The organism is Pseudoalteromonas sp. SWXJZ10B (assembly GCF_015864475.1).
GTDB classification, from domain to species: domain Bacteria; phylum Pseudomonadota; class Gammaproteobacteria; order Enterobacterales; family Alteromonadaceae; genus Pseudoalteromonas; species Pseudoalteromonas arctica.
This window is the reverse complement of record NZ_JADYXD010000003.1, coordinates 95,811-121,363: the sequence shown is the minus strand read 5'-3', so window position 1 is coordinate 121,363 and position 25,553 is coordinate 95,811. Positions and strand designations below refer to the sequence as shown.

General features: G+C 39.1%; 19 protein-coding genes. 5 read left to right on the top strand and 14 right to left on the bottom strand.

Annotated elements, in window-relative coordinates; all coding sequences use genetic code 11:
* Positions 1 to 80: 80 nt before the first annotated feature.
* From I6F54_RS04095 to I6F54_RS04085, 3 genes are all read right to left on the bottom strand, one after another.
* A complete protein-coding gene (locus I6F54_RS04095; RefSeq protein ID WP_231615164.1) occupies positions 81 to 2,369 on the bottom strand; it encodes a hypothetical protein in 2,289 nt (762 codons plus the stop codon).
* A gap of 406 nt (positions 2,370 to 2,775) precedes the next feature.
* Positions 2,776 to 3,495 carry a PP2C family serine/threonine-protein phosphatase gene (locus tag I6F54_RS04090; RefSeq protein WP_197118631.1) on the bottom strand — a complete coding sequence of 240 codons (720 nt, stop codon included), beginning with the start codon at positions 3,493 to 3,495 and terminating at the stop codon, positions 2,776 to 2,778.
* Positions 3,495 to 4,169 carry a vWA domain-containing protein gene (locus I6F54_RS04085; protein WP_197139856.1) on the bottom strand — a complete coding sequence of 225 codons (675 nt, stop codon included), beginning with the start codon at positions 4,167 to 4,169 and terminating at the stop codon, positions 3,495 to 3,497. The genes I6F54_RS04090 and I6F54_RS04085 overlap by 1 nt, the downstream gene beginning before the upstream one ends.
* Before the next feature lie 481 nt (positions 4,170 to 4,650).
* Between I6F54_RS04085 and I6F54_RS04080 the strand changes: the two genes are divergently transcribed.
* From I6F54_RS04080 to I6F54_RS04070, 3 genes are all read left to right on the top strand, one after another.
* Positions 4,651 to 4,896, top strand: coding sequence for a DUF4235 domain-containing protein (locus tag I6F54_RS04080; RefSeq protein WP_024593336.1), 246 nt, complete (start codon positions 4,651 to 4,653; stop codon positions 4,894 to 4,896).
* 390 nt (positions 4,897 to 5,286) lie between these two features.
* On the top strand, positions 5,287 to 5,595 hold the full coding sequence (locus tag I6F54_RS04075; protein ID WP_197118629.1) for a hypothetical protein: 309 nt from the start codon (positions 5,287 to 5,289) through the stop codon (positions 5,593 to 5,595).
* A gap of 305 nt (positions 5,596 to 5,900) precedes the next feature.
* Positions 5,901 to 7,049: a hypothetical protein gene (locus tag I6F54_RS04070; RefSeq protein ID WP_197139854.1), complete on the top strand. Its 1,149-nt coding sequence runs from the start codon at positions 5,901 to 5,903 to the stop codon at positions 7,047 to 7,049.
* A 236-nt stretch (positions 7,050 to 7,285) separates the two neighbouring features.
* On the opposite strand, the gene I6F54_RS04065 is transcribed toward I6F54_RS04070, so the two are convergent.
* The 9 genes from I6F54_RS04065 to I6F54_RS04025 all read right to left on the bottom strand — a co-directional run bounded on the left by I6F54_RS04065 (position 7,286) and on the right by I6F54_RS04025 (position 18,633).
* Complete coding sequence (locus tag I6F54_RS04065) at positions 7,286 to 8,179, bottom strand: Abi family protein (protein WP_197139852.1); 894 nt, start codon at positions 8,177 to 8,179, stop codon at positions 7,286 to 7,288.
* A gap of 398 nt (positions 8,180 to 8,577) precedes the next feature.
* On the bottom strand, positions 8,578 to 9,048 hold the full coding sequence (locus I6F54_RS04060; RefSeq protein WP_197139850.1) for a hypothetical protein: 471 nt from the start codon (positions 9,046 to 9,048) through the stop codon (positions 8,578 to 8,580).
* A gap of 208 nt (positions 9,049 to 9,256) precedes the next feature.
* Positions 9,257 to 10,231: a transposase gene (locus tag I6F54_RS04055; protein ID WP_197139848.1), complete on the bottom strand. Its 975-nt coding sequence runs from the start codon at positions 10,229 to 10,231 to the stop codon at positions 9,257 to 9,259.
* Positions 10,232 to 10,508: 277 nt separating this feature from the next.
* Positions 10,509 to 12,074, bottom strand: a complete 1,566-nt coding sequence (locus tag I6F54_RS04050) for a hypothetical protein (protein ID WP_197139837.1) — start codon at positions 12,072 to 12,074, stop codon at positions 10,509 to 10,511.
* A gap of 638 nt (positions 12,075 to 12,712) precedes the next feature.
* Positions 12,713 to 12,997 (bottom strand): addiction module antidote protein, encoded by a 285-nt coding sequence (locus I6F54_RS04045; RefSeq protein WP_007579952.1) that lies wholly within the window; start codon positions 12,995 to 12,997, stop codon positions 12,713 to 12,715.
* Positions 12,998 to 13,320: 323 nt separating this feature from the next.
* Entirely contained in the window at positions 13,321 to 16,212 is a 2,892-nt protein-coding gene (gene gcvP, locus I6F54_RS04040; RefSeq protein ID WP_197139835.1) for an aminomethyl-transferring glycine dehydrogenase, read from the bottom strand.
* Positions 16,213 to 16,373: 161 nt separating this feature from the next.
* Positions 16,374 to 16,763, bottom strand: a complete 390-nt coding sequence (gene gcvH / locus I6F54_RS04035) for a glycine cleavage system protein GcvH (RefSeq protein ID WP_165727660.1) — start codon at positions 16,761 to 16,763, stop codon at positions 16,374 to 16,376.
* A gap of 73 nt (positions 16,764 to 16,836) precedes the next feature.
* Entirely contained in the window at positions 16,837 to 17,919 is a 1,083-nt protein-coding gene (gene gcvT / locus I6F54_RS04030; RefSeq protein WP_197139833.1) for a glycine cleavage system aminomethyltransferase GcvT, read from the bottom strand.
* Positions 17,920 to 18,033: 114 nt separating this feature from the next.
* A complete protein-coding gene (locus tag I6F54_RS04025) occupies positions 18,034 to 18,633 on the bottom strand; it encodes a hypothetical protein (protein ID WP_197139831.1) in 600 nt (199 codons plus the stop codon).
* 126 nt (positions 18,634 to 18,759) lie between these two features.
* On the opposite strand from I6F54_RS04025, the gene I6F54_RS04020 reads away from it, so the two are divergent.
* Together I6F54_RS04020 and I6F54_RS04015 are read left to right on the top strand one after the other, a co-directional pair.
* Positions 18,760 to 19,611, top strand: a complete 852-nt coding sequence (locus I6F54_RS04020; RefSeq protein WP_007579940.1) for a LysR family transcriptional regulator — start codon at positions 18,760 to 18,762, stop codon at positions 19,609 to 19,611.
* 188 nt (positions 19,612 to 19,799) lie between these two features.
* On the top strand, positions 19,800 to 21,956 hold the full coding sequence (locus I6F54_RS04015) for a TonB-dependent receptor family protein (protein ID WP_197139829.1): 2,157 nt from the start codon (positions 19,800 to 19,802) through the stop codon (positions 21,954 to 21,956).
* Positions 21,957 to 22,283: 327 nt separating this feature from the next.
* Here the strand turns inward: I6F54_RS04015 and rlmB are convergent, their stop codons facing one another.
* Together rlmB and rnr are read right to left on the bottom strand one after the other, a co-directional pair.
* The gene (gene rlmB, locus I6F54_RS04010; RefSeq protein ID WP_007378377.1) at positions 22,284 to 23,027 is read right to left on the bottom strand and encodes a 23S rRNA (guanosine(2251)-2'-O)-methyltransferase RlmB; all 744 of its coding nucleotides are present in this window, start codon (positions 23,025 to 23,027) and stop codon (positions 22,284 to 22,286) included.
* Positions 23,024 to 25,519 carry a ribonuclease R gene (gene rnr, locus I6F54_RS04005; protein ID WP_197139827.1) on the bottom strand — a complete coding sequence of 832 codons (2,496 nt, stop codon included), beginning with the start codon at positions 25,517 to 25,519 and terminating at the stop codon, positions 23,024 to 23,026. Before rnr ends, rlmB begins: the two co-directional genes overlap by 4 nt.
* Positions 25,520 to 25,553 lie beyond the last annotated feature (34 nt).

The window sequence follows — 25,553 nt, the reverse complement described above, 5'->3', positions numbered from 1 at the left end:
GCTCGTATTATAAAAAAATCAATTTCAGTATTACAATCATTACAGCCCTTGTGGTATGCATTTTAAAGTTGAAGCATGAATTATTCCTTCATTGCTTCAACATTCAAAAGTTCGAGTTGATATCGTTGCTTTTCAAATCTTGTTTTACTGCTTTTTGATAAAACGTCAAAAAATACAAACCAGCCTAAAGCAACCTGACTACCATCGTGCGATAAGCTAGCGCTCAAATAACTAAGATAGGCTGTATTAGATGGAGAATTTGATTGGTTGATTGGATCATAAGTTTTGTCTAGTTCGGCTGCTAACAAAAACTCATTTTCTAAAAAGTTTAGTTTAAAAATAGAAGCCTTCGCTTTTATGTAATCTCGCCTTTTGCTTGCTGTGATCCCTGAAAGTAAAACATCGCCTGATTTGCTCAACATAAATTGTCGGTTAAACCTCAGGTCGCCCATTACCTTAGAGTCAGAACTGAAATTCGCCACAAGTACAGACCTACTAATATTTGCTGGTACTTTAGTTACCACTTTATCTGGACTTAGTTCATTTTGTTTTAACGTGACTATTTGGTCATTTGGCAAGCGGACAGCCTGCCAGCCTTGCGCTGTTTTTTTCCATAATTTAATAACCGGATGAGCAATGGTTACCTCTACAGGCGTATTAAGTATATGGAACCTTGTGTTATTTTGCTCAGGTTGAATGTATTCACCTATCGCTAATACATCGCCTTTAAGATTAGTTGCAATATCAACCCCTGACATTTTATTAGAGTCAGGCAACGTAGCAAAATTAGTAGTGACTTGATAAGTGTTGTTAACTAACAAAAGCTCTGTCACAAAACCCTGATAATTTTTTCCATATTGCTCACTTTTAGCCAAAGCGACAAATAGCCTTTGTCCATTATTAACACTCAGCAAGCGGGTTACATTCCACTCATCCCACTCCTTAGGAAGCCTTTGTTTTATTATCGGTTTACTTGGGTTGGCAATATCGTAAACAACTAATTCAAAATTGCTGAGCATGACAATTTTTTTACCATTTTCAGTAATATTAAAACGCCAAGGTCGATAACTATCTGCCGAAACACCTGTATTCTCATCGGGGAAACTTTTTTCTGCTTTAAAATCATTAAATTTAAAACTAACTTTTTTTTGCATACCTATTTGCGTTACGTGCGTGCAAATATTGGGATCGTATTTACAGTTATAAACATAACCTTGCTCACTATTACTGTCATACTGCCAATCATCTAAGTGGTAAACTCTATCGCTTCGATATTCAAGTTGCCCAACTTTTTTACCTGCCATTTCAAAATCAATTTTACTTAAACTAACTTGAGGTGAATCACTAGGGAATATTCTACCAAAGGGAGAGTGTTTAATGAGCGGAAAAGCGTCAGACGATTTAAAACCAGTTAACTGATAAAAAGGGATTTCAACTAATTCTCTCGACTTATTTAGCAAAACCATATCATGTTTATAATAAGTCACATTACCTAATAATGAGTTGGCCGTTTTTGCTTTGTGAACGGTTTTATGTTCAAACTTAACCCCTTTGTTTTCTACTGGTTTAGTTTGTATATGAGAAGGCGTTGCTTGCGGCTGGCTATAAGTTGATACAGAGCTAAAACAGCCACGTAAATTAGCCGCAATAATCACAATCAATACAATCGTAATAAGTACGATATATTTCCCTACACCACTATTAGTTTGATTACTAGATGACTGACTTGAATTATTTATAGGGGCACTGCGCTTTACTGCAGACTTAATATTCGGTTTTATATTTTTTTTAACTTGCGCTTTTTTTTGATTAAGCTGGCAATGTGGACAAGCTTTTTGCCAATAGGCATGATCTGAATTTTGTTTACATACTTTGAGCTTTAAACTTTGTTCTAGTAGTAACTTTTGCCATATATTAGCTTTAGTTCGAACTCTACTCGTTAAACTTTGAGTAAATGCTTTTGACAAAACGTCAGGAAAATCAGTGTGTATACTCCACGGAGAAGGCTTTATTTTTGCATGAACTTTTATTGCATATGGATAAAGGCCCTCAGTAATTTTAGTTTGGTTGTCGCTTGGTAAAGAATATCCATTTTTAGATACGCCTTGGAATGGGTGTAAACCGTTATTTAACAGCTGAAAGAGTATTGTAGTCAACGCGAATAAATCTTGACCGACTCCTAACTTTTCAGGTGGTATTCTACCGCCAAAAGCTTCGGGGGCAATATAACCAGACGTATATTGATGCCCCTTAAATCTCTTTTTATCACCTTTAATCGAAAAGCCGTCGCAATCTAAAACCATTACATCACCAGTGTGCTTATCAAAAGATAAGTTTGCTGGTTTTAAATCAATAATATAATGACCCAAACGGTGAAGCTCTGCGACCTTACTCGCTAAACTAATCGCAACGGTAACCCTAAACTTATAACTGTCGGTTATTTTTAATGACTCACGCAAGCGTTTAGAAAGTAACATTTCAATAGTGTAGCAACGACTTAAATCAAGTAGAGGCATTGCATAACCAATAAAGTTATTTTTTTTATCACTTATAACGGCAACAGGCCAACAAATTCCCTCTGCTGTCGGCGCATTCGACAACATCTGCCACAATTTATCTTGCCGTTGCATATCTTTGTTTGGATCATGATAAATTTTTAAAGCTAACTTGTTGTCAATAGTAGCGTAAATAGTGCCATCAGCACCGCTATTAATCGGCTTTTTTTTGTACTGTACTTGCGCTGTTTTTCCATCAAGATAAATTAGGTTTACGCTATTACTCATTCAATAACCAAACTAAGGTTTTATCATCGTTTGTAATACTATTGGTACGAGGATCATTTAAAGTGTTTTTTAGTGCGTGGCGTCCTGTTGCGTCATCTACACTAGCTAAGTAATTGTGTATCGGTAACAAAAAGTTAGTTGTGGGTCTATAAGGATTTGTTAATGCAGCAAAACTAGCCGCGCCATCAGACATTAAAAACCAGAGTTTATAACGTTCTGGAGCACACATAATACGTAAGTGAGATTGCCAATCAGGTAAAGTAAAAAAATAAGTGGTTTCGGCAAATTCGCCATTTTCAGGTTCGCTGACAATAAAATCAGACCAATCTTCAGGGTTAATACCAATAACAATCCCATCACCAATATGAAACACTAAACTTCCCTCATGAGAAGTTGCCACGCCACATAAGGTGGAATGATAATCCGATATTTCGCCTTGCAGGGCAACGCACTTTCGAGCTTCACTAATTGCAGTTTTTAAGCTTACTATTGCGCTTTCGCCAATCGTTTTTTCTTGAGCTAATGCTTCACATACTTTATCAATTAATTGCTTTGAGCCTAGATGTGAATATTGCGCAGAGCCTGCTCCATCAGATACACAAGCGACAAGTCCCATTGCCGTTTTTTTTACTTGCCAAGCGTCTTGGCAAGGTATCTTGCCATCAATATGCGAGGTACCAGTAACTGAGCAGCCAAGAAATCGCCCAGCCATTAAATCTCAACCTCGGCCCACTCATCGGCTGAAGGAAGGCGTACTTTTTGACCAGGAATACTTGCTGATACTGTTGCCATAGAACGACTAAGCCAAACAAAAAGTTCTGTAAAATTTAATCCTTTCAATTTTTTTGCTGATTTATTAGAAAACTGCCCCAGCGCTGCAAAATCTGCGCCTTCAGTACCTATTGGAAAAATAACAACTTTTTTATCTTCTTCAGCTTTACGGCACGCATCAGCTGATTGTTCCCAATCCAAATCTGTCGGACAGCCATCAGATAATACGATGATCCAAGGTCGAGTACTTGAAATACCATTCTCGTCGTATACTAACTTTTGTTGTTGTACCTCATTAAGTGCCGTCGTCATTCCTGCACCTAATGGGGTTAAGCCTCCGGCCTCAATTGTTGGTGCTTTAAAATCTACAGCATCTACCCATGGCTGTATTACCTCTACATCATCATGACCTCCAACAGCTAATACAAGAACCTGCACTTTTAATGCGGCAGACAAATCACTTTTTAATTGTTCTTCAAAAACTTTAAGACCAAGGTTGAGCTGCTTTAGAGGCTCACCAGCCATTGAGCCAGAAGCATCTAGCACCAACACACATGGAGTTCTTTGATTGGCGTTATCGATAAATTCAACGCCTGGAATTGCATCATTATGCATAAGTAATTAAGTCCTTTTAAATGGGAGGTTTTTAATCAATAATTTAGAGTTTACTAAATTTTTATCCACTCAAATATATTATAAAAATTAATTATATTAAAGGTTTAAAGAAAACTAAAAGCAACAGATTATTTATTCTTTAATATTAAAACTAAAATAAAGATTATGTAGATACTGGCAAATACAGCTGCAAACAGACTTTCCATCAATACCCACTTAGTGAGAGCCCCCTCCCCTTGCTTAATGCATTATTTTAAATACGTAACCAATACCATCCCTAAATTAAGTAGTTATTTAATAAATACAAATACTCGCGGGGTTTAATAAAGCTTTAGCGGAAGAATATTAAAGTGTAGATTTTAAAATAGCCCGATTTAAAGGCTTTACGGTTCTATCGGTATATAAATTGCTGGTACTACTGTTCTTACTTAAAGAGTTATACATAAATAACGCTGCCGTTATTTATAAAAAGGAGAACATTATGAGTAATAAACAGTTAATTACGACGATAGGTATAGGTCTCGCCGCTGCATCTGCAGGTATGTTAACAAGGAAAACTTTACAAAAATCGTGGGAAAAGGTTACCAACGAACCAGCCCCAAAAGATAGACCAAGCGAAGAAACAGATCTTAAAGAGGCCGTTACATGGGCGGTAGTTTCGGGCATTGGTGCGGGCGCTGCAAGAATGGCCGTTCGTTATGTACTAGACAAGCGCCGATCTAAATAAACCGTCCCTATTAATACCTCTTATAAGTATTAAACGTAATACGGTGAGGCTCAAAAGGCGGCTTGCGACAGCTACTCCTTAGTTGTCGTAAGCAACCCGGCAAAACCTTAAACAAGGTTATTTAATCATAGAGTTAAAACACGTTAGTATTAATATCTAAAATGGGGCCCTGCGATGAAATTTGAAATGTCGGATGGCACGGCTGCGCCGCTTATCCGACCTACGCAAGTTGTAAAAGCCAAAGGCGCCTTCCAACATGCACTCCTAAATTTTAAGCAGATACACTCTATTAAGCATTAACACCCTTTCAAAGTTGTTGCCTGCCTACAAGCTTGCGTATAATGCCCGTATTCCGGCTGCATTTTTTAGCCGCTAACTTGGATTTTAATAATGAAAAAACTATCTGCAGTGCAAATAAAGCAGCAAGCACTTGTACTCAATACTGCTGAAAAATTAGAAGAACAAGGCCGCGCTGAGCTCCCAGGCATGCTGCAATGCTGGTTTGATGTTCAATATCACTTATTTCCAAGTACACTACTGCTGTGCTTTCAGTTTGAAAACGAGCAAGCCTTAGCAGCCGCAGAGCCAGATTTATTAAAGTGGCAAAAGCGTTTAAGCGGCGCAATGCTCAAAAAAGGCGTTATTTTAAAAGATATGCGTAAACATTTAAAATTTACGCTCAAAGGGCCTGACGATTAATTAGGAAGGTTTAAAACTATATTTTGGCTTACGCTCGTGTCACCGCAAGCGCATAAAACCATAATGAAAAGCCGTTGCATTGCTGCAACGGCTTTTTACTTTTTATTAAAACTTAAAGTAGAACCCATAAAGATCACTTTAGACTCAGGGATTTTTATTAGCCGATAATGCTAATTGGCCGTTAAACAAAACGAATGTACTGCAAAAGCAAATACCAGTCGATTCAACGTTAATTAGTTGCTCTAAGTTAGCAATAGTAGGATAGTAAATTACATATAAAACAATAGCCTTATATTAGGAATATTATGATCAAAGTATTATTCGCGACCAGCTTAATTGCCTCTTCATTCGCTGCTTTAAGTAATCCTTTAACTGTTGAAGAGCAACGTATCAACAAAGCTCAATCAACAATGCCAAATGTTTTAAATGCATTTACCCCACAAGTATCAAGCTTTGAGCAACAATTTAAAGAATTAAACGACTTTAAAAGTGCAAAAATATTAGTACAAAGCTTTAGCTTTGAACTGTGGGAAAACGCAAAGCAACGCATAGTAAAAACCAATAATTACGACGACCGAGAGCTTTACTGGGCACGCCTGCTTTCAAGCAAAGTAATACGCACAACATCGCCTAAATTTTCAATTACGCAGGCTCAACTAAATACTTTACTAACCATACTTGAGGAAGGCAGCAGAGGACGTACCGATCTTGCTTTTTCATCAGGCAGCACTAAAAAAATATTACTTACAGGCTTTGACCCATTTTTACTCGATAAAAACATAAACCAAAGTAACCCCTCAGGTGTTGCGGCGTTATTACTCGACGGCCAAATTATTAATTACAACGGCATCAGCGCAGAAATTAATACCGTTATGGTGCCTGTACGCTACGAAGACTTTGATCAAGGTATAATAGAATCACTACTTGCCCCCTACTACGCACTTAATAATGTAGACATGGTAGTAACCGTAAGTATGGGCAGAACAGAATTTGATTTAGAGCACTTCCCGGGTAAACGTCGCAGTGTAACCGCCCCCGATAATGCCAATATTGTGTATGGCGGCACGCAAACAAGCCCAGTAATACCAAAACTTAATGGCCGACCACTCCCGGGCAACGAGTTTGTAAAATTTAGCTTGCCTGTAAGTTACATGCAACAAGCCAAAGGCCCTTATAAAGTTATCGACAATCACGAAGTCACCACGCTTGAAAAAACCTATAAAGCGGGTTCGTACGGCGAGCTTAAAAATAATATTGCGGTTAATGGCGGCGGTGGTGGTTACCTATCTAACGAAATATCGTACCGAAGCATTCGCCTGCGCGATGCGCTTAATTCAAGTATACCTACAGGGCATATTCATACCCCACGTATACAACAATTCGAACCTGAAACAGAAGCTAAAATAGTAAAACAAATAAAGGCAATGCTAGAGCAAAGCTTAGTAGCGCTATAGTTTATAAAAACCAATTTAAGCGCATAAAAAAGGGCAATAATATTGCCCTTTATTTTCTCACGCACTCTCCCATTATAAATTACATGGTAAACGCATTCTTAAACTCTATTCACCGTGGTCTCGACAGAGTAATTGACTCGATGAGCAATAAACTAAAAAGCTAGGCATTTGATGTGTAGTCAAAATTTGGCGCCTTTGGTTTTTACAGTTAACTGAGGGCTTAATTAGCTCTTAATTTATTTAATGCTATTCCAAATAGGTAACGTTTTCCAATCTTCAGGAAAGCCCATTTCGGTTACGTCAATATTATACACCTCAATCAAGCTAGCTAACTTTTGTTTCCAATGGTGATTAGGGCTAATTAAATCCATAAAATAAGCACACATAACGAGTGTGTTGTATAACTGCTTAGTTGTATCGCTAAAGCTATTAAGTAAAACACTGTCGCCATTTGTTGGCAGCTTCATGGTAAATGTAAAATCTCGGTTGTATAAGCGGCTATGATGGGCACAGATATTACGCACCGTAGTTATGTGGTGTAAAAAAGATGAAAGTATTGTTTCTTTAACTTTATATGAATCTGCAATATCATTTTTTAGCGCTCGTCGCCCTATTGCATCATAACTTCTTGAAAGCCAGCCGAAGCTCATTACTTCAGCAATAATCCAAATAGCGGGTGTTTCTTCATTATATTTGTAATTTTGCTTTTTTATATTTGTATCTGACGTTCGTTGAATTTCAGCACAAATATTACTAACAAAGTCGTTATGGTTAAATTTAGAAGTAAATGCAGTAGGATTTAAGTGTGCATGTGAACCATGCTTTTTTGCTAAATGATATGCCCATTGAGTTCGCAGAGAAACTTCTATTCGCTCAATGGCATCAAGTAATAACAACCTTAGCTCTCTATCAAAAGAATACAGATTTAACACTTGCTCAAACGTAGTACAAGACTTAAAAGTATGATTTTGATGATCTTCAATAAACGACCACCAATAAGTGCCTAGTCTGTAATAATTAATATGGCTAAGATAAAAGGCTGCTGATTCTTTATCATTAATTACTAGCCCGCGCTCTTCTAGTAAGTCGACTTGCTGCGCAAATGTTATAGGGGCTTTAGGGAACTGCATGAAGGCTAAATCCTTTTACCATGCTATAGAAATAATTAACCCCTCGCAGGGCGCTGAGCTTACGGGTAGCGGGAGGGGTGTTGTTACGCGTAATTATAGAGCTTAAAAGTATAATTTCAAGATATTTATAGCTTGGGCTGATACTGGCGCTAAACGATAACTGTGGGGCAAGCCAAGGGACTAATTTATATGGCGTTCTTTATTCAAGCCACGATTCATATTCACACCAATCGACGTCATGACTAGGTGCATAGTCATATTTAAATTGAGTTTAAATAATAAGAACGCTTAGTTTTGAATAAAAAGGTCAAGCAAAAACAGTAGCCTGCTTGACCGGAGCTTTCTAATGGATGAGTTTTTTATATTTCGAAAGTGGGATCACGGATACTGACACCCTATTATTTATTTAACTTATCCTGAATTTCTTGCTCTGTCTTCCTGTAACTTAGACTATGAATAAAGTCGATATTCGCACCCATAATCCTAAGCACCGACCAAACCTGATTAAGCACTAAGTATAAAATAAAGCCAAAATAAAATAATTTAAACCAATATGAATATTCTTTAACAAATATAAATGACTCAAATATAGGTTTTAGTGTGTTCAGCATTAAAATCCAAATAAGAACAAAAGCTGAAGTAAATATAGTCAAAACAAGCATTTTGATTCTTTGTGTTGCCTCAATCCCTTCTAAAAGCTTTACTTTTTTGGGGTTAGCTAAGGCAGTTATAGCTTCGGGGTATAGATACGCAACCCAAATTCCTGCAAGTGTAAAAACAGCGGCTGAAATATTCTGAAGAGTAGCCAATACTGGTGAAAACTTTGAAACTGCAACTGGGTCAAGCATGGGGTCAAATCTTGACTTCATACATCAAGCTATCTCGCAAAGAAGCATGAGCATGGTGAGCATGGGGTCAAATCTTGACTTCATACATCAAGCTATCTCGAAGTTTTTCGAACTGTAAGTTGATCTTATCATCTTCAATTATTAACTTATTTAGCCTACATACCGTTTGGGATATGGCTGAATAATGTTGAACATTAAAAAAGGCTTGGGGTCTAAAAAAGGCTTGGGGTCAAATCTTGACTTCATACATCAAACTATCTCGAAGTTTTTCGAACTGTAAGTTGACCTTATCATCTTCAATTATTAACTTATTTAGCCTGCATACCGTTTGGGATATGGCTGAATAATGTTGAACATTAAAAACAACGGCTAACGCTTTCAAATTTTGCCCTGTTAAATCTTGGCATAATTTTATGGCAAACATACGAGGTAAGTTTTTCTCTTTACGCCCTTTTTTAACCATTACAATATCATGTGCATCTATACAAAAATATTTAGCTAAGTACGCAATAACATCATCAGTTGAACGCCTCTGAACAACAACGCTTTTTTCGTTGTCTGATTTTGCAATGTACTTCTTAATATTCTGAATAAATTCATCGCCGCCCAAAACCGAAAATAACTTTTTAGCGCCATAAAACGTACTTATTTCTTTATTATTTTCATATTCAACAAACTGTTTATACGCAGCATATTTACGATTTTTTCCTTGAAGCGAAAATATAAAATCCAGAACTAGCCATTTTGGTGTTGCTGCCTTTTTTATAAAAGCTGGATAGCTAGACCATTTATAGTCAATAAGCTCATCTACTAACGGTGTACTTGTTTCTATTGGGTTACGATGTATATAACGGCTAACATGTAGTAAGTAATTATCAGCATCCACCAGCACCGCCTTGTAGCGACCTCTAAACAGTGCACCATCTGTATTGTGTGTTCTATTAAAATATTGCGTATAGAGACCATTAATATGTTTCATGGCTCTGCCTAAATTTGCATCAGGGGTTTTTATTAGTAGGTGGTAATGATTGGTCATTAAACAATACGAATGCACTTCAATATTAAAACGAAGGCTTGCTTGCTCAATGCAGTATAAAAAATGCTTAAAATCGTCATCACTCAAAAAGGTATTTTCACGCCCTCTGCCGCGATTCATCACATGATAAAACGCATTCTCATACTCTATTCGCAGCGGTCTAGACATAATAATAAACTCAATGAGCAATAAACTATAAATCTAGACCATTGATGTATGAAGTCAAGATTTGACCCCTTTGGTTCCCTTAAATCTAGACCATTGATGTATGAAGTCAAGATTTGACCCCTTTGGTTCTTTCTGAGATAAGGGCTTTTAATTGGTTTGAAACTTGGTTAATCTGCATGTGAACTCTGTTTTTAGTCATGTTTTTATTGGCGTAACTATTTGATCATTAACAGAGTTCAACTTCAAGTTTTCTTAAGATCCAACCTATGAATAATTACTATAAAATACTAAAATATTTTCTGGATGACTTAATCATTTGAAAAATAAAGTAACTGTTAATTACACGAGTGAACCAATCAAAAATATAAAACCACTCTCCTCCTTTATAGTTAATTGATTCCACTCTATGCGTTGGGTTCAGCAATGTAATCGCATCAATTAAATTAAGAAGCGGTAGCTGGCTTAGGTTCACTAGACTGATGCCTTGAGAGGTAAAGCCAATAATAGTTATAATTGAATTTACAAATAAAAATAGTACTAAATTGATACTTATAAAACCTATCAAAGATGTTTTAAAACAACTCCCGTGTTTAGAAGCGTTATACCCAATAGTCAATAGTAGCTTATCAAACTTGCTAGAAGTTGTTGCTCTGGTATTTTCTAAGATTGCTACTTGTGCATTTTGCAACTTTATTAATTGCCCTTCATTCTTATATCTGACTTGGACAAACTTAAAATAAGATGAATTAGCTAAACTATAGTCTACACCTTCCAGTTTCCAAGATGTATTAACCGACAATACTTCACTGAGATCAGTGTTTTTCAACTCAAAATTATTAACTTCATCTATTGAACAATTAATAAAGCTCTTATTGTACAATCTTGAGGAAAATATAAAAAAGCTATCTGTAACAATAACATCCCTCAATTCAAAATTTTGTTCTTTATTAAAATTACACTTATCTACTCTATAGTATGAAATATTAACGCCAGTAACTTTCAATTTATTATCAAAAGTAGAGTTTTCAAAATTTAACCTTTTAATTGATATCTCAAAAACATCAATATTACTAAATATCATAGCATCATCAATTGTAAACCTGTTTAACTCTACTTTTTCAATCGTAGAATAATGTAAATCCTCGTGCAGGTCACTCTCTTCGATTAAGTCTCGTTCCAAGCTTTCCTTAAGGCTTATTATCTCAATACCTTTTGAAAAAAGTATTTTACCACTCAAAGTAATATTATTTTCTAATCCAATTCCTGAATTCCCTATAATAACTATTAATTTCGAACCTATAACATTTTTTAAAATTAGAGTTCTATTAATAAGAACGATTATGACAGTGTCCTTAAACTCGCTATCATAAATAGAAACTAAGTTTTTATTTTCTGAGCTCCCACTATCTAATAATTTAAACCCATCTAAGTATGAAGTTTTTATAGAAACCCTTTCAATTTCTGAGTTGAAGCTAAACTTTAAACCTCTTATTAAGTCAGATCTATTAATAGTCAAGTATTTACAGATTAATGTTCGAAATTCAACATAACCACAAAATTCAGAGTTACTTTTTATTAATTCAATCTCATCCATACTTAGGCTAACAAGAGAATTTTTTTTCTTAAATAAAGCATCAGATCCTAGTAGGTAATTTTCTTTATTTTTATAATAATCATCTTTGCTAATTCTTAGGTTTAATTTTTCAGTGTAATATTTAATGTTAGAAATAATAGTAACCTCACCTTTTCTATTAAGGTGAGAAAAGGTACTGGAATTCAACAATCCTAATACTTTTTCTTGATCTATATCGTCTATATCATTACTAATTAAAAGTCCTTTCAATTTTTTTCCTTTATTATCTAATTAACTGAAAAAATGGGGGAGTTTACTGTTGAAATTCAGCTTTTTAATTTACTCTTAAATATTACTGATAATATTGCATATTAAAAAGCATTTGTTGATAAATACAAATAATAGATCTTTTTGCAGTGACCACAAAGCTGCCACCAATAGCCTAGAGAACATCGAATGTACAATGCAGAGCGTGAAGTTTGCTTCTTACCAACATCAAACACCAATCTCACGTTTAACAGCCTTCCCCGTCATCGCGCCCTGAAAATAAGCATTTGATGAGTAATGCATTTCATGGATGAAATGAAAGCCATGCTTGCACATGGATGTGCTTTCAATAGCGTGATGCTCGGGTGCGCTGAGAGTGTCCAGAGAGGGACCAGCGGCAGCCCCTCTTTGGCTGCCGTCGCCAGCGCGACAAAACCTTGAATAAGGTTTCTAATTTCTAGAAGTACGAAACGTATTCGCGTTATCGGTGATGATAACCTCAAACACCTATTCAAATACTTATTCGGGCTATCGCCCGCGCGTCAGCAAGCTAAACGCCTACAATAAATAACACATACTCTTGGCTTTTAAGCGAGTAAGTATATTTGTGATTTGTTGGGCTTCGTTTCCCTCTACCCAGCCTATGCAACTTGTGTTGTAAGGCGAAAGTTAAGTGCTTTCATCACTTTAAAAATAGTTTCCCAACGTGGCTTGGTTTTACCGTTAACTGCCTTATATAAGCTTTCACGGTTTAACCCCGTTGCTTTCGCAATATCACTCACGCCATGTTTTTTAACTAATAAGCCAAGTGCTTCAATAAAGGTATTTGGATCATCATCAGCTAAACACTCTTCTAAAAATGTATTAATTTCTTGCTGTGTTTCCATATAGTCAAACGGGTTAAAATCTGATGTTTGTAGCGCCATAGTAATTACTCCTATTTATTCAACTTGCTGAACAAATGTAGCCTAAAAGCTACAAGCGTACAATGTTATTTATAACTTTTGGGCTGCCGCCCGCGCGCCAGCAAGCTAAACGCCTACAATAAATAACACATACTATTGGCTTTTGAGCGAGTATGTATATTTGTGATTCGTTGGGTTTCGTTTCACTCTTCCCAACCTACGCCTATATAATTTATGGCTTATCGCTACACAAAAAAGCCGTTGCATTGCTGCAACGGCTTTTATAATTTTGATAAATTCCCAAACTATAATGGGACTTACTTACCATGGAATTTTTTCAAAAATTAATCGCGGTATGTCTCAACTGGTGGGCAAGCACATACTAAGTTACGGTCGCCGTATACGTCGTCTATACGTGTAACGGTTGGCCAAAACTTGTTTTTAGCCACTGCAGGCACTGGGAATGCAGCGTAAAAACGGTCGTATGCGCGGTCCCATTCATTACCTAACACGTCGCCTTGTGTATGCGGTGCAAACACTAGCGGGTTGTTTTCGATTGACCATTCGCCAGAGATTACTTTTTCAATTTCGCCTTTAATTGACACCATTGCTTCGATAAAGCGGTCAATCTCACCTTTTGACTCAGACTCAGTTGGCTCAATCATTAGTGTACCGGCTACTGGGAACGACATAGTTGGTGAATGGAAGCCGTAGTCTTGCAAGCGCTTAGCTACGTCCATTTCAGTAATACCTGATTGCTCTTTAAGCGGGCGTAGGTCAACAATACATTCGTGAGCAACACGGTTGTTACGACCACGGTATAAAATTGGGAAGTGCTTGCTTAGCTCATGCGTTAAGTAGTTAGCATTAACAATTGCCATTTCAGTGGCTTGTTTTAAGCCCTCTGAACCCATCATGGTGATGTAAGCCCATGAAATAGGTAAAATAGCGGCTGAGCCGTAAGGCGCTGCCGATACCGCACCATTACCAATGTTAGTACCTGGTACGTTAATTACGCTGTGGTTTGGCATAAATGGCGCAAGGTGCGATTTAACACCAATTGGGCCAACACCTGGACCACCGCCACCGTGTGGAATACAAAACGTTTTATGCAAGTTTAAGTGCGATACATCTGAGCCAATAAAGCCTGGGCTTGTTACACCAACTTGTGCGTTCATGTTTGCGCCGTCCATGTAAACTTGGCCGCCGTGCTCGTGAATAATGTCACAAATTTCGCGAATTGTTTCTTCGTATACGCCGTGCGTAGACGGGTATGTGATCATAATGCACGATAAGTTTTCAGCAACTTCTTCAGCTTTCGCTTTAAGATCTGCCATGTCTACGTTGCCGTTTTTGTCGCAGTTAACAACCACAATTTTCATGCTCGCCATTTGCGCTGATGCAGGGTTAGTACCGTGCGCAGAGCTTGGGATTAAACATACATTACGGTGTGCATCCCCGCGTGACTCGTGGTATTTACGAATCGCGATTAAACCTGCGTATTCACCTTGTGCGCCAGAGTTTGGCTGTAGTGATACTGCATCGTAACCAGTAATGTTTACTAGCCAATCGTGCAGCTCACCAATCATTATTTGGTAACCTTCTGCTTGATCTAGCGGGCAGAATGGGTGAAGGTTTGCAAATTCAGGCCACGTAATTGGGATCATCTCTGCGGTCGCGTTTAGTTTCATGGTACATGAGCCTAACGAGATCATTGAGTGATTAAGCGATAAGTCTTTGCTTTCTAGTCGCTTAATGTAGCGAAGCATGTCTGTTTCGCTGTGGTAGCTGTTAAAGTTTGGATGCGTTAGTACTTCGTCATCACGTACTAAACTTGCAGGAATTGACTCGCTGCCATTTGCTTCAACGTCGGCTGCAATAGCGTCAACACTTAGGCCATGGCCTTCGCCTAAAATAATATCGAATAACTCAGTAATATCGGCGCGCGTTGTGGTTTCTGATACCGAAATTGAGTACTCGCCGTCGTGGTTTGTTGCAAAGTTAACGCCTTTTGCAATTGCACGTGCTGTTACGTCGTTTTTGCTGTCGCTTACTACTGTTAGCGTATCAAACCAAGTGCTGTGCTTAAGTGCGATGCCTTTAGCTTTTAGGCCAGCAGCTAAAATATCAGCAAAGCGATGTATACGCTGCGCAATAGTTTTTAAGCCTTGTGGGCCGTGGTACACCGCGTAAAACGCTGCCATGTTGGCAAGTAATACTTGTGCTGTACAAATGTTTGAATTGGCTTTGTCGCGGCGAATGTGTTGTTCGCGCGTTTGCATTGCCATACGTAGTGCGTCGTTACCTAAACGGTCTTTAGATACACCAATAATACGACCTGGTAATGAACGTTTGTATGCGTCACGTGTTGCAAAAAATGCAGCATGTGGGCCGCCGTAACCCATAGGTACGCCAAAACGCTGAGCCGAACCAAGTACTACGTCTGCGCCTAGTTTACCCGGTGCTTTTAATAGTAATAAACTCATTATGTCGGCAGCAACACAGGCAATGGCCTTTTTGCTTTGTACGCCAGCAATTAGGTCTGTTATGTCTACCACTTCGCCAGATGTAGATGGGTATTGGAATAATGCGCCAAAAATGTCGTGGTTAACGGCATCTTCTGCTTTACCTACAATTATTTCAAAACCAAACTGCTCTGCACGCGTTGTTACTACGTCGATTGTTTGTGTGTGTACGTCGTCGGCGATAAAAAAGGCATTGGCTTTTTTAGCTTTTGATACGCGTTTTGCAAGGCCCATAGCCTCTGCAGCCGCTGTTGATTCGTCAAGTAGTGATGCACTTGCTAAATCAAGACCAGTTAAATCTAGGGTCATAGTTTGGAAGTTTAATAATGATTCTAAACGCCCTTGTGCAATCTCTGGCTGATACGGTGTGTACGCTGTATACCAACCTGGATTTTCTAGTACGTTACGTAAAATTACGTGCGGTACGTTAGTTGGGTGGTAGCCTTGGCCAATGTACGATTTGAAAACTTTATTTTTGCTGGCTACTGATTTTAGGTAGCTTAGTGTTTCAACTTCAGTACGGCTTTCGCCAACTGTTAGCGGTTGTTCTAGACGAATGCTAGCCGGTACAGTTTGGTCAATAAGCTCTTGCACACTCGATACTTCTAAAGCACTTAGCATATCGCTTACTTGTGCTGGGCTTGGCCCAATATGGCGGCGAATAAAATCTTGCTTTTGCTCTAGTTCTTCAAGAGATTTGGCGTTTGACATGAATCCAGATTCCTATGATCCTAAATGCTAATGGGTAACTAGCATTAATTAAAATATTTGACGATTTAACAGTTCACTCAGTATGGGGTTGTGCGCTGTAAAATCATAAAAGCCCCATTTTTATACATTAAACGGGGCTTTTAGTTATCTACAAAAAATGATTATTCTTCGTCGATAGTGTGCGAGTAACCTTCAGCGTCTAATAAGTTGTCTAGCTCAGACTCGTCAGATGCTTTAATACGGAATAACCAACCGTCGCCGTAAGCGTCGCTGTTTACTGTTTCAGGTGAATCTTCAAGCTCTTCGTTAATAGCAACAATTTCGCCACTGATAGGTGCGTAAATGTCTGATGCTGCTTTAACCGACTCTGCTACTGCACAGTCTTCGCCAGCGTCTACTTCGTCGCCAACTTCTGGTAATTCAACAAATACCATGTCGCCAAGAAGCTCTTGTGCATGCTCAGAAATACCAACAGTAAATGTACCGTCGCCTTCACTGCGAACCCACTCGTGTGAAGGTGCGTATTTTAACTCGCTAGGAATGTTGCTCATTTTATTTGTCCTTTGGTTTATATTGGGTGGATACCAATCACAATGATTATTGTGATTGGTATAACCAAATTATTTAAATTATTGATTTACCGTTACGTACAAAGCTAGGCTTTACTACTTTAACGTTTACTAATTTTTTACGCATTTCTACTTGAGCTGTGTCGCCTGTTGAACGTGGTACACGTGCAAGGGCTACACTAAAACCAAGTGTTGGTGAAAAAGTACCAGAAGTAATAATACCTATCCCACCGTCAACAATTACTTTAGAACCGCTACGCAAAACGCCTTTTTCTTCAAACACTAAGCCAACTAGTTTGTCAGTGCTTTTTTCTGCGCGTTGCTTAACAAGTACGTCACGACCAATAAAGTCGCGTTCTTCTGGTTCCCATGCAATGGTCCATGCCATGTTAGCAGCAAGTGGTGATACACTTTCGTCCATATCTAGGCCGTAAAGGTTCATACCTGCTTCTAAACGTAACGTGTCGCGTGCACCTAAACCAGCTGGCGCTACACCTGCATCTAGCAGTTGTTGCCATAAATCGGCTGCTTGGTCGTTCGGTACTACTATTTCGTAACCGTCTTCGCCAGTATAACCCGTTGTGGCAATAAATAAATCACCTACTTGAACGCCAAAAAACGGCTTCATACCTTCAACGGCTGCTTGTTGCTCAGCATTTAAAAGTGTGGCTGTTTTTGCTTTAGCGTTAGGGCCTTGCACTGCAATCATTGCAAACTCTGGGCGCTCTGTAACAGTTACGTCAAAGTCGCTCGATACGTTAGCTAAATGTGCTAGGTCTTTTTCGCGCGTTGCTGAGTTAACAACTAGGCGGTAAAAGGTTTCGCTAAAGAAATAAATAATTAAGTCGTCTATTACACCGCCTTGCTCGTTAAGCATGCCTGTGTAAAGCGCTTTACCTGGTACGGTTAATTTTGCAACGTCGTTAGCTACTAGCTTACGTAAAAATGCTTGTGCTTGAGGCCCTTCAATATCAACAATAGTCATGTGTGATACATCAAACATGCCTGCGTCGGTGCGAACGGCATTGTGTTCTTCTATTTGTGAGCCGTAGTTGATTGGCATTTCCCAGCCATGAAAATCAACCATTTTTGCGCCCGCTTCTAGGTGCTTAGCATGTAGTACAGTTTTAGAAGTCATAACATTCCTTCACGTTTAAATTAACCCTGTTTAGGGCGTGGCTTAAATTAGTTTTTACTTAACCGTAATTAAAAACAGGTAAACATTGTTATGTTCACCTGTTGTTTGTATTCGTTATGCGGCTTCACTATGCATAAGTGCAAAACCTTGCGCTTGCATGTAGCTTTGCCATTTTTGTAATTCTTGTTGTTTAGCTACTAATACAAAGTGTTGTTCGTCGTTTTTATCAATAGCGGTAATAAATACATCACCACTTTGCGCACCGTAGCATAGTTGCGCGTCAGAAAGGCGCAAACCTGGTGTTAATTTAAAAGCATTTACTAAAGTATCAAACGCGTTGTCGCCACTTAAAATAAAGCTTGCTAGATCGGTGCGTACTACATAATCAATATCAAAACGTAGCTGTTGCTCGTTTATAAGTGCTTGTAGTTGAAGGCTTGCATTGTGTGGCAGTACGAATCTAAAGGCGGTTTCGCTAAAGTAATAAACAGCAAAGCTGTAGTCAGAATTATAGTCGCCATCAAGCGTGCCCTTTAAGCCTAAACCGCTGGCGGTAAGCTTAGTTAAATCAAGGCCTAAAATAGTGCTTAAAAATACACTGGTTTCGGTGCCGCTAAAATCCATTACAACGTGATTGTTGCTAGTTTGCAAAGCGTTAGTAACCGCACTACTTGCGTTGCTGTGGCGGGCAAACATTATTGGGTTAAAAGTCATAACAAACACCTGTGTATTTTCGATTATAAAAGTATATTGCCCACGCCGACCAACAACAAATTGTAATTTTTTATCAATTGATAAATAATACTTATATATATAGCTATATAAATTGTAATTTTAAATATGAAAAACATATCAACAGACGGTTTACGTACTTTTGTGATGGTAGTTGAAATAGGTGGTTTTGCTAAAGCAGGCGATTTACTTGGCCTTTCGCAACCTGCTGTAAGTTTGCAAATAAAGCGCCTAGAAGATGTGCTCGGATATAAACTATTTAAAAAACAAGGACAGCGCCAAGTATTAAACCAGTACGGCGAGCTATTATTGCCTATGGCAAAACAAATGATGCAACACAACGATGCTATTTTGCAGCAGTTCACCTCAGAGAACATTGCAGGTAAAGTGCGTTTGGGTATTCCGAGCGAATTTGCAGCGCGTATTTTACCTTCTATTATTGGCGACTTTGTGGCGCTCTACCCTGAGGTGTCGTTAGAGGTTAAGTCGCGTTTAAGTAAGCATTTGCTTTCGGCCTCAAGGCAAGATCAGTTCGATTTAGTACTTGCACTAAATGAGCGGCTCAACTCTGATAAGTTTCCTATTTTTATGCAAGACGAATTAGTGTGGGTGGGCGACCTATCACTTGCGCAAAACGATGTAGTTACGCTAGTTACCGCACCAGAGGGATGTATTTATCGTCGCCGTGCAATTGATGCATTAAAAAGTGCGGGCATAAAATACCGAATTGTCTATAGCAACGCCGATTTAACCGGCCTTATTGCGGCATTAAAAGAAGGCTTAGGCATTACGGTACTTGCTAAAAGCACAGTACCTAGCGAGCTTAATTATCAAGTTCAAACCAAACATTTACCCACTCTTGGCAATATTGGTATTAGTTTAATTAAAAGCTCGGGCGAATCGGATCATGCTGTAGATAAACTCGCGGAGTTTATAGCGCTACGCTTAGGTTATAGCTAATCAAAACTTTATAACTAGTTTATAAGTTATGAAGCAATACAAAAGTAACGGTTTAGTTAACAACATTGCATAAACAGGTGTTTTTAGTTCTATTAAACTGAATAATTAAATACTTAATAACATTGATTCGTATTCGTTAACGTGTTCAAATTACGCCAATTAAGATAATTGACATGATTAGGAACACAATGAACCCTAAGTTTTTAGTATCTACCCTGGCAACTGCGGTTGCTTTGTCTTTTAGTGCTACTGCAATAGCAAAAGACACCAGCGATAAAGAACAACGCTTTGAACAAATTACCGTTATTGGCTCAGAACAAGCAATTAACGATATTCCTGGTTCGGCTACGTTTATTTCTGAAGAAGAGCTTCAAAAATTCCAGTTTACCGATATTTCTCGCGTTTTAGCGTCTGTTCCGGGCGTTTACGTGCAAGAAGAAGAAGGCTACGGTCTGCGCCCTAATATTGGTATGCGCGGTACAGGTACTGGCCGTAACGATAAAATATCAGTAATGGAAGACGGTGTATTAGTTGCACCAGCACCCTATTCAGCACCTTCTGCTTACTACTTCCCTACTATGGGTCGTATGGAGTCTATTGAAGTATTAAAAGGCGCGGCATCAGTTAAGTATGGCCCGCGTACTACGGGTGGTGTTTTAAACTTACTTTCGCGCAGCTTACCAACTGAGCCAAATAGCTCAAAAGGTATGGTAGATGCAGCCCTTGGTAGCGACGGTTACTACAAAGGCCACGCTTACTTTGGTAAAGAAAAAAACAACACAGCAGGCTTAATTGAAGTATTTACTTACGGCGCAGACGGCTTTAAAGAGCTGCCAGTAGGTAATGACAACACCGGCTTTGAAAAAACAGATTTACTATTAAAGTTTGGCCATACGTTTGGTCAAAACGATGCGCATAATCTTGAGCTAAAAATTAAGTACTCTGACGAAACATCAGACGAAACATACATGGGCTTAACTGACGAAGACTATCAAGAAAGTCCTTACCGTCGTTATGCTGCATCGCAAAACGATGAAATGAATACTCGCCACAACGCATACCAACTTAACTACGCGTACCGTTTTGGTGATGGCTATGAATTTTTAGCTACGGCTTACTTAAACGATTTTCATCGTAACTGGTATAAAGCCAGCAAAGTAAGCGAAAGCTACCTTGAGCAATACAGTGAATTTGAAGCAAACCCTACAAGCGAAGGTATTGAAGGTATTGGTATTAAAGCTAATAACCGCGATTACCAAGCTAAAGGTATTCAGTCTGAATTACATATTCCTGCAGGCGACCACTATGTGACTGTTGGCGTACGTTACCACGAAGACGAAATGGATCGTTTTCAATGGGAAGACAAATACACACTTAATCAAGATCTAAGCTTAACGCTTACAGAGCAAGGCGTTCCGGGCTCTGACAGCAACCGTGTAGATAGCGCAGAAGCAAGTACCTTGTTTATTCAAGACGAGTGGACAATTGATGCATTAGTAGTAAGTGCAGGCCTTCGTTATGAAGACATTACTATTACGCGTGAAGAGTGGTCTAAATCAGATCCAACACGCAGCAACGGTTTAACTAAAGATGTGTCGAACGACACTGAAATTTTAGTTCCGTCACTAGGTGCTACTTACACACTTAACGAAAACGTAACGCTACTTGCGGGCATTCAAAAAGGGTATGCACCAGCAGCACCTGGTAATGCTGACCAAGAAGAAGAAGAAAGTGTAAATATTGAGTTTGGCTCTCGCTTTAATATGAATGGCTTTAGCGGTGAAGTAATTGGCTTTTACTCTGACTACAGCAACATGCACGGTAACTGTACTGCAGCGGTTGGCTGTAGCGACGACAACATTGGCGACCAATACAACTACGGTGAAGTAGAAGTAGCGGGCTTTGAATTTAGTGCAGGCCGTACTTTTGCAACTGATACAGCTATGTTCCCAGTTAAATTAACATACACCTACACAGACTCTGAGTTTAAAAACGATTTTGATTCAGAAATTTGGGGCACGGTAGAAAAAGGCGATGCAATGCCTTACGTACCAGAAAACCAAGTAGCGTTATCGTTAGGTGCTGAGTTTTCTGCGTTTGTAGTTAACAGCCAAATACGTTACGTATCTGATGCGCATGCTAACTTAACGCAGTCGGGCTTAAACGCAATTGATAGCCGCGTAGTATGGGATTTAGCTGCTAAATACTTAATCGATGAAAATCAAAAAGTATACCTAAGCGTTGATAACTTGTTTGATAAAACATACGTTGCTAACCGTTCAAACGGTGGCATTCAACCAGGTAAGCCGCGTACTGTACAGATGGGCTACACTTACTCATTCTAAATTGAAAGCTGGTTAAACGGTTCACTAACAGCGTTAATAATTTTTTATGTAAGACCAATACATCTAAATTATTGCCTTGTTATTAAACCGTTTACCTGCGCTTTGTATAGGATAAGTGGTTTATTAGCTGCTTTAAAAATAACTCATGTAAGAACAATTATATTTCGTTATTTTTGCCTTGCTATAGAGTTATTTTCCTATCGCTATAATAGAGCATCAATTGATGTAAAGTTAAAAGCGTAAGTTACAGATACAAAAAAGCCGAGATTGAATTTCAATCTCGGCTTTTTTAATACTTAATTTAAATTAGGTATTATTAATTAGGTATTAGTTATTTGCGTTACGTTGGCGTAATACTTCAAACAAACAAATACCCGTGGCTACCGATACGTTTAAGCTTGAAACAGTACCCGCCATTGGGATTTTAACAAGCATATCGCAATGCTCACGCGTTAAGCGTCGCATGCCCTCGCCTTCTGCGCCCATAACAATAGCCATTGGCCCCGTTAAGCTTGCATCAAATACGTGGTTATCAGTTTCGCCAGCAGTGCCTACAACCCATACGCCTGCATCTTTAATTTCGCGAAGCGTACGTGCAAGGTTAGTCACTTGAATAAGCGGTACTGTTTCGGCTGCGCCACAAGCTACTTTACGTGCTGTGCCGTTAAGCTTGGCAGAGCGATCTTTAGGTACAATTATAGCGTGAACACCAGCAGCGTCAGCACTACGTAGACATGCGCCTAAGTTATGCGGATCGGTAATACCATCAAGCACAAGTAAAAACGGTGTGTCTTCACGAGCGATTATCGCATCAAGATCTTTTTCGTTAAACGTTGGCGCTGCTTTTACGTTGGCAATAATACCTTGATGCTGCTCACCCTTTGATTTGCTATCAAGGGCTTTACGCTGCATAAACTGTACTGAAATACCAAACTTACGTGCTTCATCAATAATCGGAGTTGAGCGTTTGTCGTCACGACCTTTAAGGGCGTAAATTTCTACAAAGCGCTCTGGCTCGCTTTCTAAAATTGCTTCAACAGAGTGAAAGCCAAAAATTAATTCATTACTCACGTATTATCTGCTCCTGGGCTAGTACTTTTACGGGCATTTTTGCCAGCTCTTTTAGGCTTTTTAACTGCCTTCTTCTTCGGCTTTTTCTTTACGGCAGTGTCTGCTGCTTTTTTATCTGCGGGTTTAGTTGCAGACTTATTTGCAGGCTTGCCTTTATCTTTATTTGCTGGCTTTTTTTTACCTTTTGGCTTGTCATCGCTGTGCGACTTTTTACCCGGTACTTTGCCTGCTTTTAATTGCGAACGCACACTTGCTGGCGCATGCTCAGATTTACCTGAACCTTTTTTTGGCGCACGACGACGTGAGTATCTGTCTTGTGCAACATCGCCTTTAAGCGTTAAGTTGATACGGCGATCGTCTAAACTAACCGACGCAACTTTTACTGTTACTTTATCGCCAAGGCGATAAATTTTGTGAGAGTGCTCACCTATTAAGGTGTGTTTTGCAGCATCATGCGCAAAAAACTCGTCGCCTAAATTAGTAACATGAATAAGCCCATCAATTTGTAAATCGTCTAAACGAATAAACAAACCAAAGTTAGTGACCGATGAAATAACACCGTCAAACTCGTCACCTACGTGATCTTGCATAAACTCACATTTAAGCCAATCGGCAACTTCGCGAGTTGCATCATCGGCGCGGCGCTCTGTGGTAGAACACTGCTCACCTAGTTGATCAACTTCGTCGTCGGTATAAGCGTATTCGCCAGACGTTTGCTGACCTTGTGCTTTTATAACTGCTTTAATAGCACGATGTACTACTAAATCTGGGTAACGACGTATTGGCGATGTAAAGTGCGCGTAAGCCGATAACGCTAAACCAAAGTGACCAATGTTATCTGGCTGATATACAGCTTGTTTCATTGAACGCAGTAGCATAGTTTGAATAAGCTCGGCTTCTGGGCGGTCACCTAGTCGCGCTAATACTTGGGTTATTTCTTTTGGTGTTGGCTCGTCGCTTAATGTGCTTTCGATACCTAACTCGCCTAAAAACTTAGTAAAGTTACCTAGCTTTTCGCTGTCTGGTTCGTCATGCACACGATAAAGCGCGCTTGCTTCGTGCTTTTCAAGAATTTTAGCCGCCGATACGTTGGCTAAAATCATACATTCTTCAATTAGTTTGTGCGCATCGTTACGAATAACAGGCACTATTGATTCTATTTTACGCTGAGCGTTAAATACAAAACGTGTTTCTAGGGTTTCAAACTCAATGGCACCACGCTCTTGACGTGCTGCTTTAAGTGCCATATACATTTGCTGTAAGTCAGTTAAATGTGGCACTACGGCTGAGTATTCTTCGCGTAGTTTTTCGTCGTTTTGTAAAATGGCATTTACTTTGGTGTAAGTTAAACGTGCATGCGAGTTCATTATCGCTTCGTAAAACTTATAGCCCGAAAGTTTACCCGAGCTCGATACGGTCATTTCGGCAACCATACATAAGCGATCTACTTTTGGATTAAGCGAACATAATCCGTTAGAAAGCACTTTTGGTAGCATCGGAATTACTTGCTCAGGAAAATACACTGAGTTACCACGCAAAATTGCTTCTTTGTTAAGCGGCGTGTTCATTCCTACGTAATGCGATACATCGGCAATGGCAACCCATAAGCGCCAGCCACCCGATTTTTTAGGTTCACAGTATACGGCGTCATCAAAGTCGCGAGCGTCTTCGCCATCAATAGTTACAAGTGGTAAGTCACGTAAATCTACGCGGCCTTGTTTGTCAGCGTCTTCAACAAACTCACCTAGGTGAGCAACTTGTGCTTCAACTTCTTCTGGCCATACATGTGGAATATCGTGATTGCGAAGTGCGACTTCAATTTCCATACCTGGGGCTAAATGCTCACCAAGTACATCAATAATTTTACCTACCGCGTTCATGTTACGGCTTGGATTTTGAGTGATTTTAACCTGCACCATTTGGTTATGGCGGGCACCGTTTTCGTTGCCTGGTAAAATCATTATATCTTGCGTTATGCGCGGGTCTTCAGCTACCACAACGGCAACACCATGCTCTACAAAGTAACGGCCAACAATTGGCGCGCGCTCGTTAGTAAGCACTTTTATAATACGTGCATCGCATTTTGAGCCAGAGCCACGTTTAGTGCCTTTAGCTAGTACAATGTCGCCATGTAACACCATATTCATTTGGTGCTTAGCAATAAACCAATCTTTACTCTCGCCTTCAACTTCTAAAAAGCCAAAACCGTCTCTGTGGCCTATTACTTTGCCTTTGGTTAAACCGGCTTCGTCAATTAGGGCATAGCATTTAAATTTATTAAAATACAGCTGTCCGTCACGCTCCATAGCGCGAAGGCGGCGTTTAAATGCTATTTGGCGTTCGTCATCGTTTACTGCTAGTTCTTCACATAATTGCGCGTAGTTAGCAGGCTTTGAACGCTCTTGAAGGTGAGTAAGTATAAACTCACGACTAGGGACTGGGTTTTCGTACTTTTCTTGTTCTCGACTGAGATTTGGATCTTGGTTTGACATTCACTATCTTGTTAGTTGGTTATGTAGGTATTTT

Bases quoted from the DNA above. Each gene is read 5' to 3' on its own strand.
- I6F54_RS04090 (WP_197118631.1), bottom strand. From the start codon at position 3,495: ATGGCTGGGCGATTTCTTGGCTGCTCAGTTACTGGTACCTCGCATATT.
- I6F54_RS04085 (WP_197139856.1), bottom strand. From the start codon at position 4,169: ATGCATAATGATGCAATTCCAGGCGTTGAATTTATCGATAACGCCAAT.
- I6F54_RS04080 (WP_024593336.1), top strand. From the start codon at position 4,651: ATGAGTAATAAACAGTTAATTACGACGATAGGTATAGGTCTCGCCGCT.
- I6F54_RS04075 (WP_197118629.1), top strand. From the start codon at position 5,287: ATGAAAAAACTATCTGCAGTGCAAATAAAGCAGCAAGCACTTGTACTC.
- I6F54_RS04070 (WP_197139854.1), top strand. From the start codon at position 5,901: ATGATCAAAGTATTATTCGCGACCAGCTTAATTGCCTCTTCATTCGCT.
- I6F54_RS04065 (WP_197139852.1), bottom strand. From the start codon at position 8,179: ATGCAGTTCCCTAAAGCCCCTATAACATTTGCGCAGCAAGTCGACTTA.
- I6F54_RS04060 (WP_197139850.1), bottom strand. From the start codon at position 9,048: ATGAAGTCAAGATTTGACCCCATGCTTGACCCAGTTGCAGTTTCAAAG.
- I6F54_RS04055 (WP_197139848.1), bottom strand. From the start codon at position 10,231: ATGTCTAGACCGCTGCGAATAGAGTATGAGAATGCGTTTTATCATGTG.
- I6F54_RS04045 (WP_007579952.1), bottom strand. From the start codon at position 12,997: ATGGCGCTACAAACATCAGATTTTAACCCGTTTGACTATATGGAAACA.
- gcvP (WP_197139835.1), bottom strand. From the start codon at position 16,212: ATGTCAAACGCCAAATCTCTTGAAGAACTAGAGCAAAAGCAAGATTTT.
- gcvH (WP_165727660.1), bottom strand. From the start codon at position 16,763: ATGAGCAACATTCCTAGCGAGTTAAAATACGCACCTTCACACGAGTGG.
- gcvT (WP_197139833.1), bottom strand. From the start codon at position 17,919: ATGACTTCTAAAACTGTACTACATGCTAAGCACCTAGAAGCGGGCGCA.
- I6F54_RS04025 (WP_197139831.1), bottom strand. From the start codon at position 18,633: ATGACTTTTAACCCAATAATGTTTGCCCGCCACAGCAACGCAAGTAGT.
- I6F54_RS04020 (WP_007579940.1), top strand. From the start codon at position 18,760: ATGAAAAACATATCAACAGACGGTTTACGTACTTTTGTGATGGTAGTT.
- I6F54_RS04015 (WP_197139829.1), top strand. From the start codon at position 19,800: ATGAACCCTAAGTTTTTAGTATCTACCCTGGCAACTGCGGTTGCTTTG.
- rnr (WP_197139827.1), bottom strand. From the start codon at position 25,519: ATGTCAAACCAAGATCCAAATCTCAGTCGAGAACAAGAAAAGTACGAA.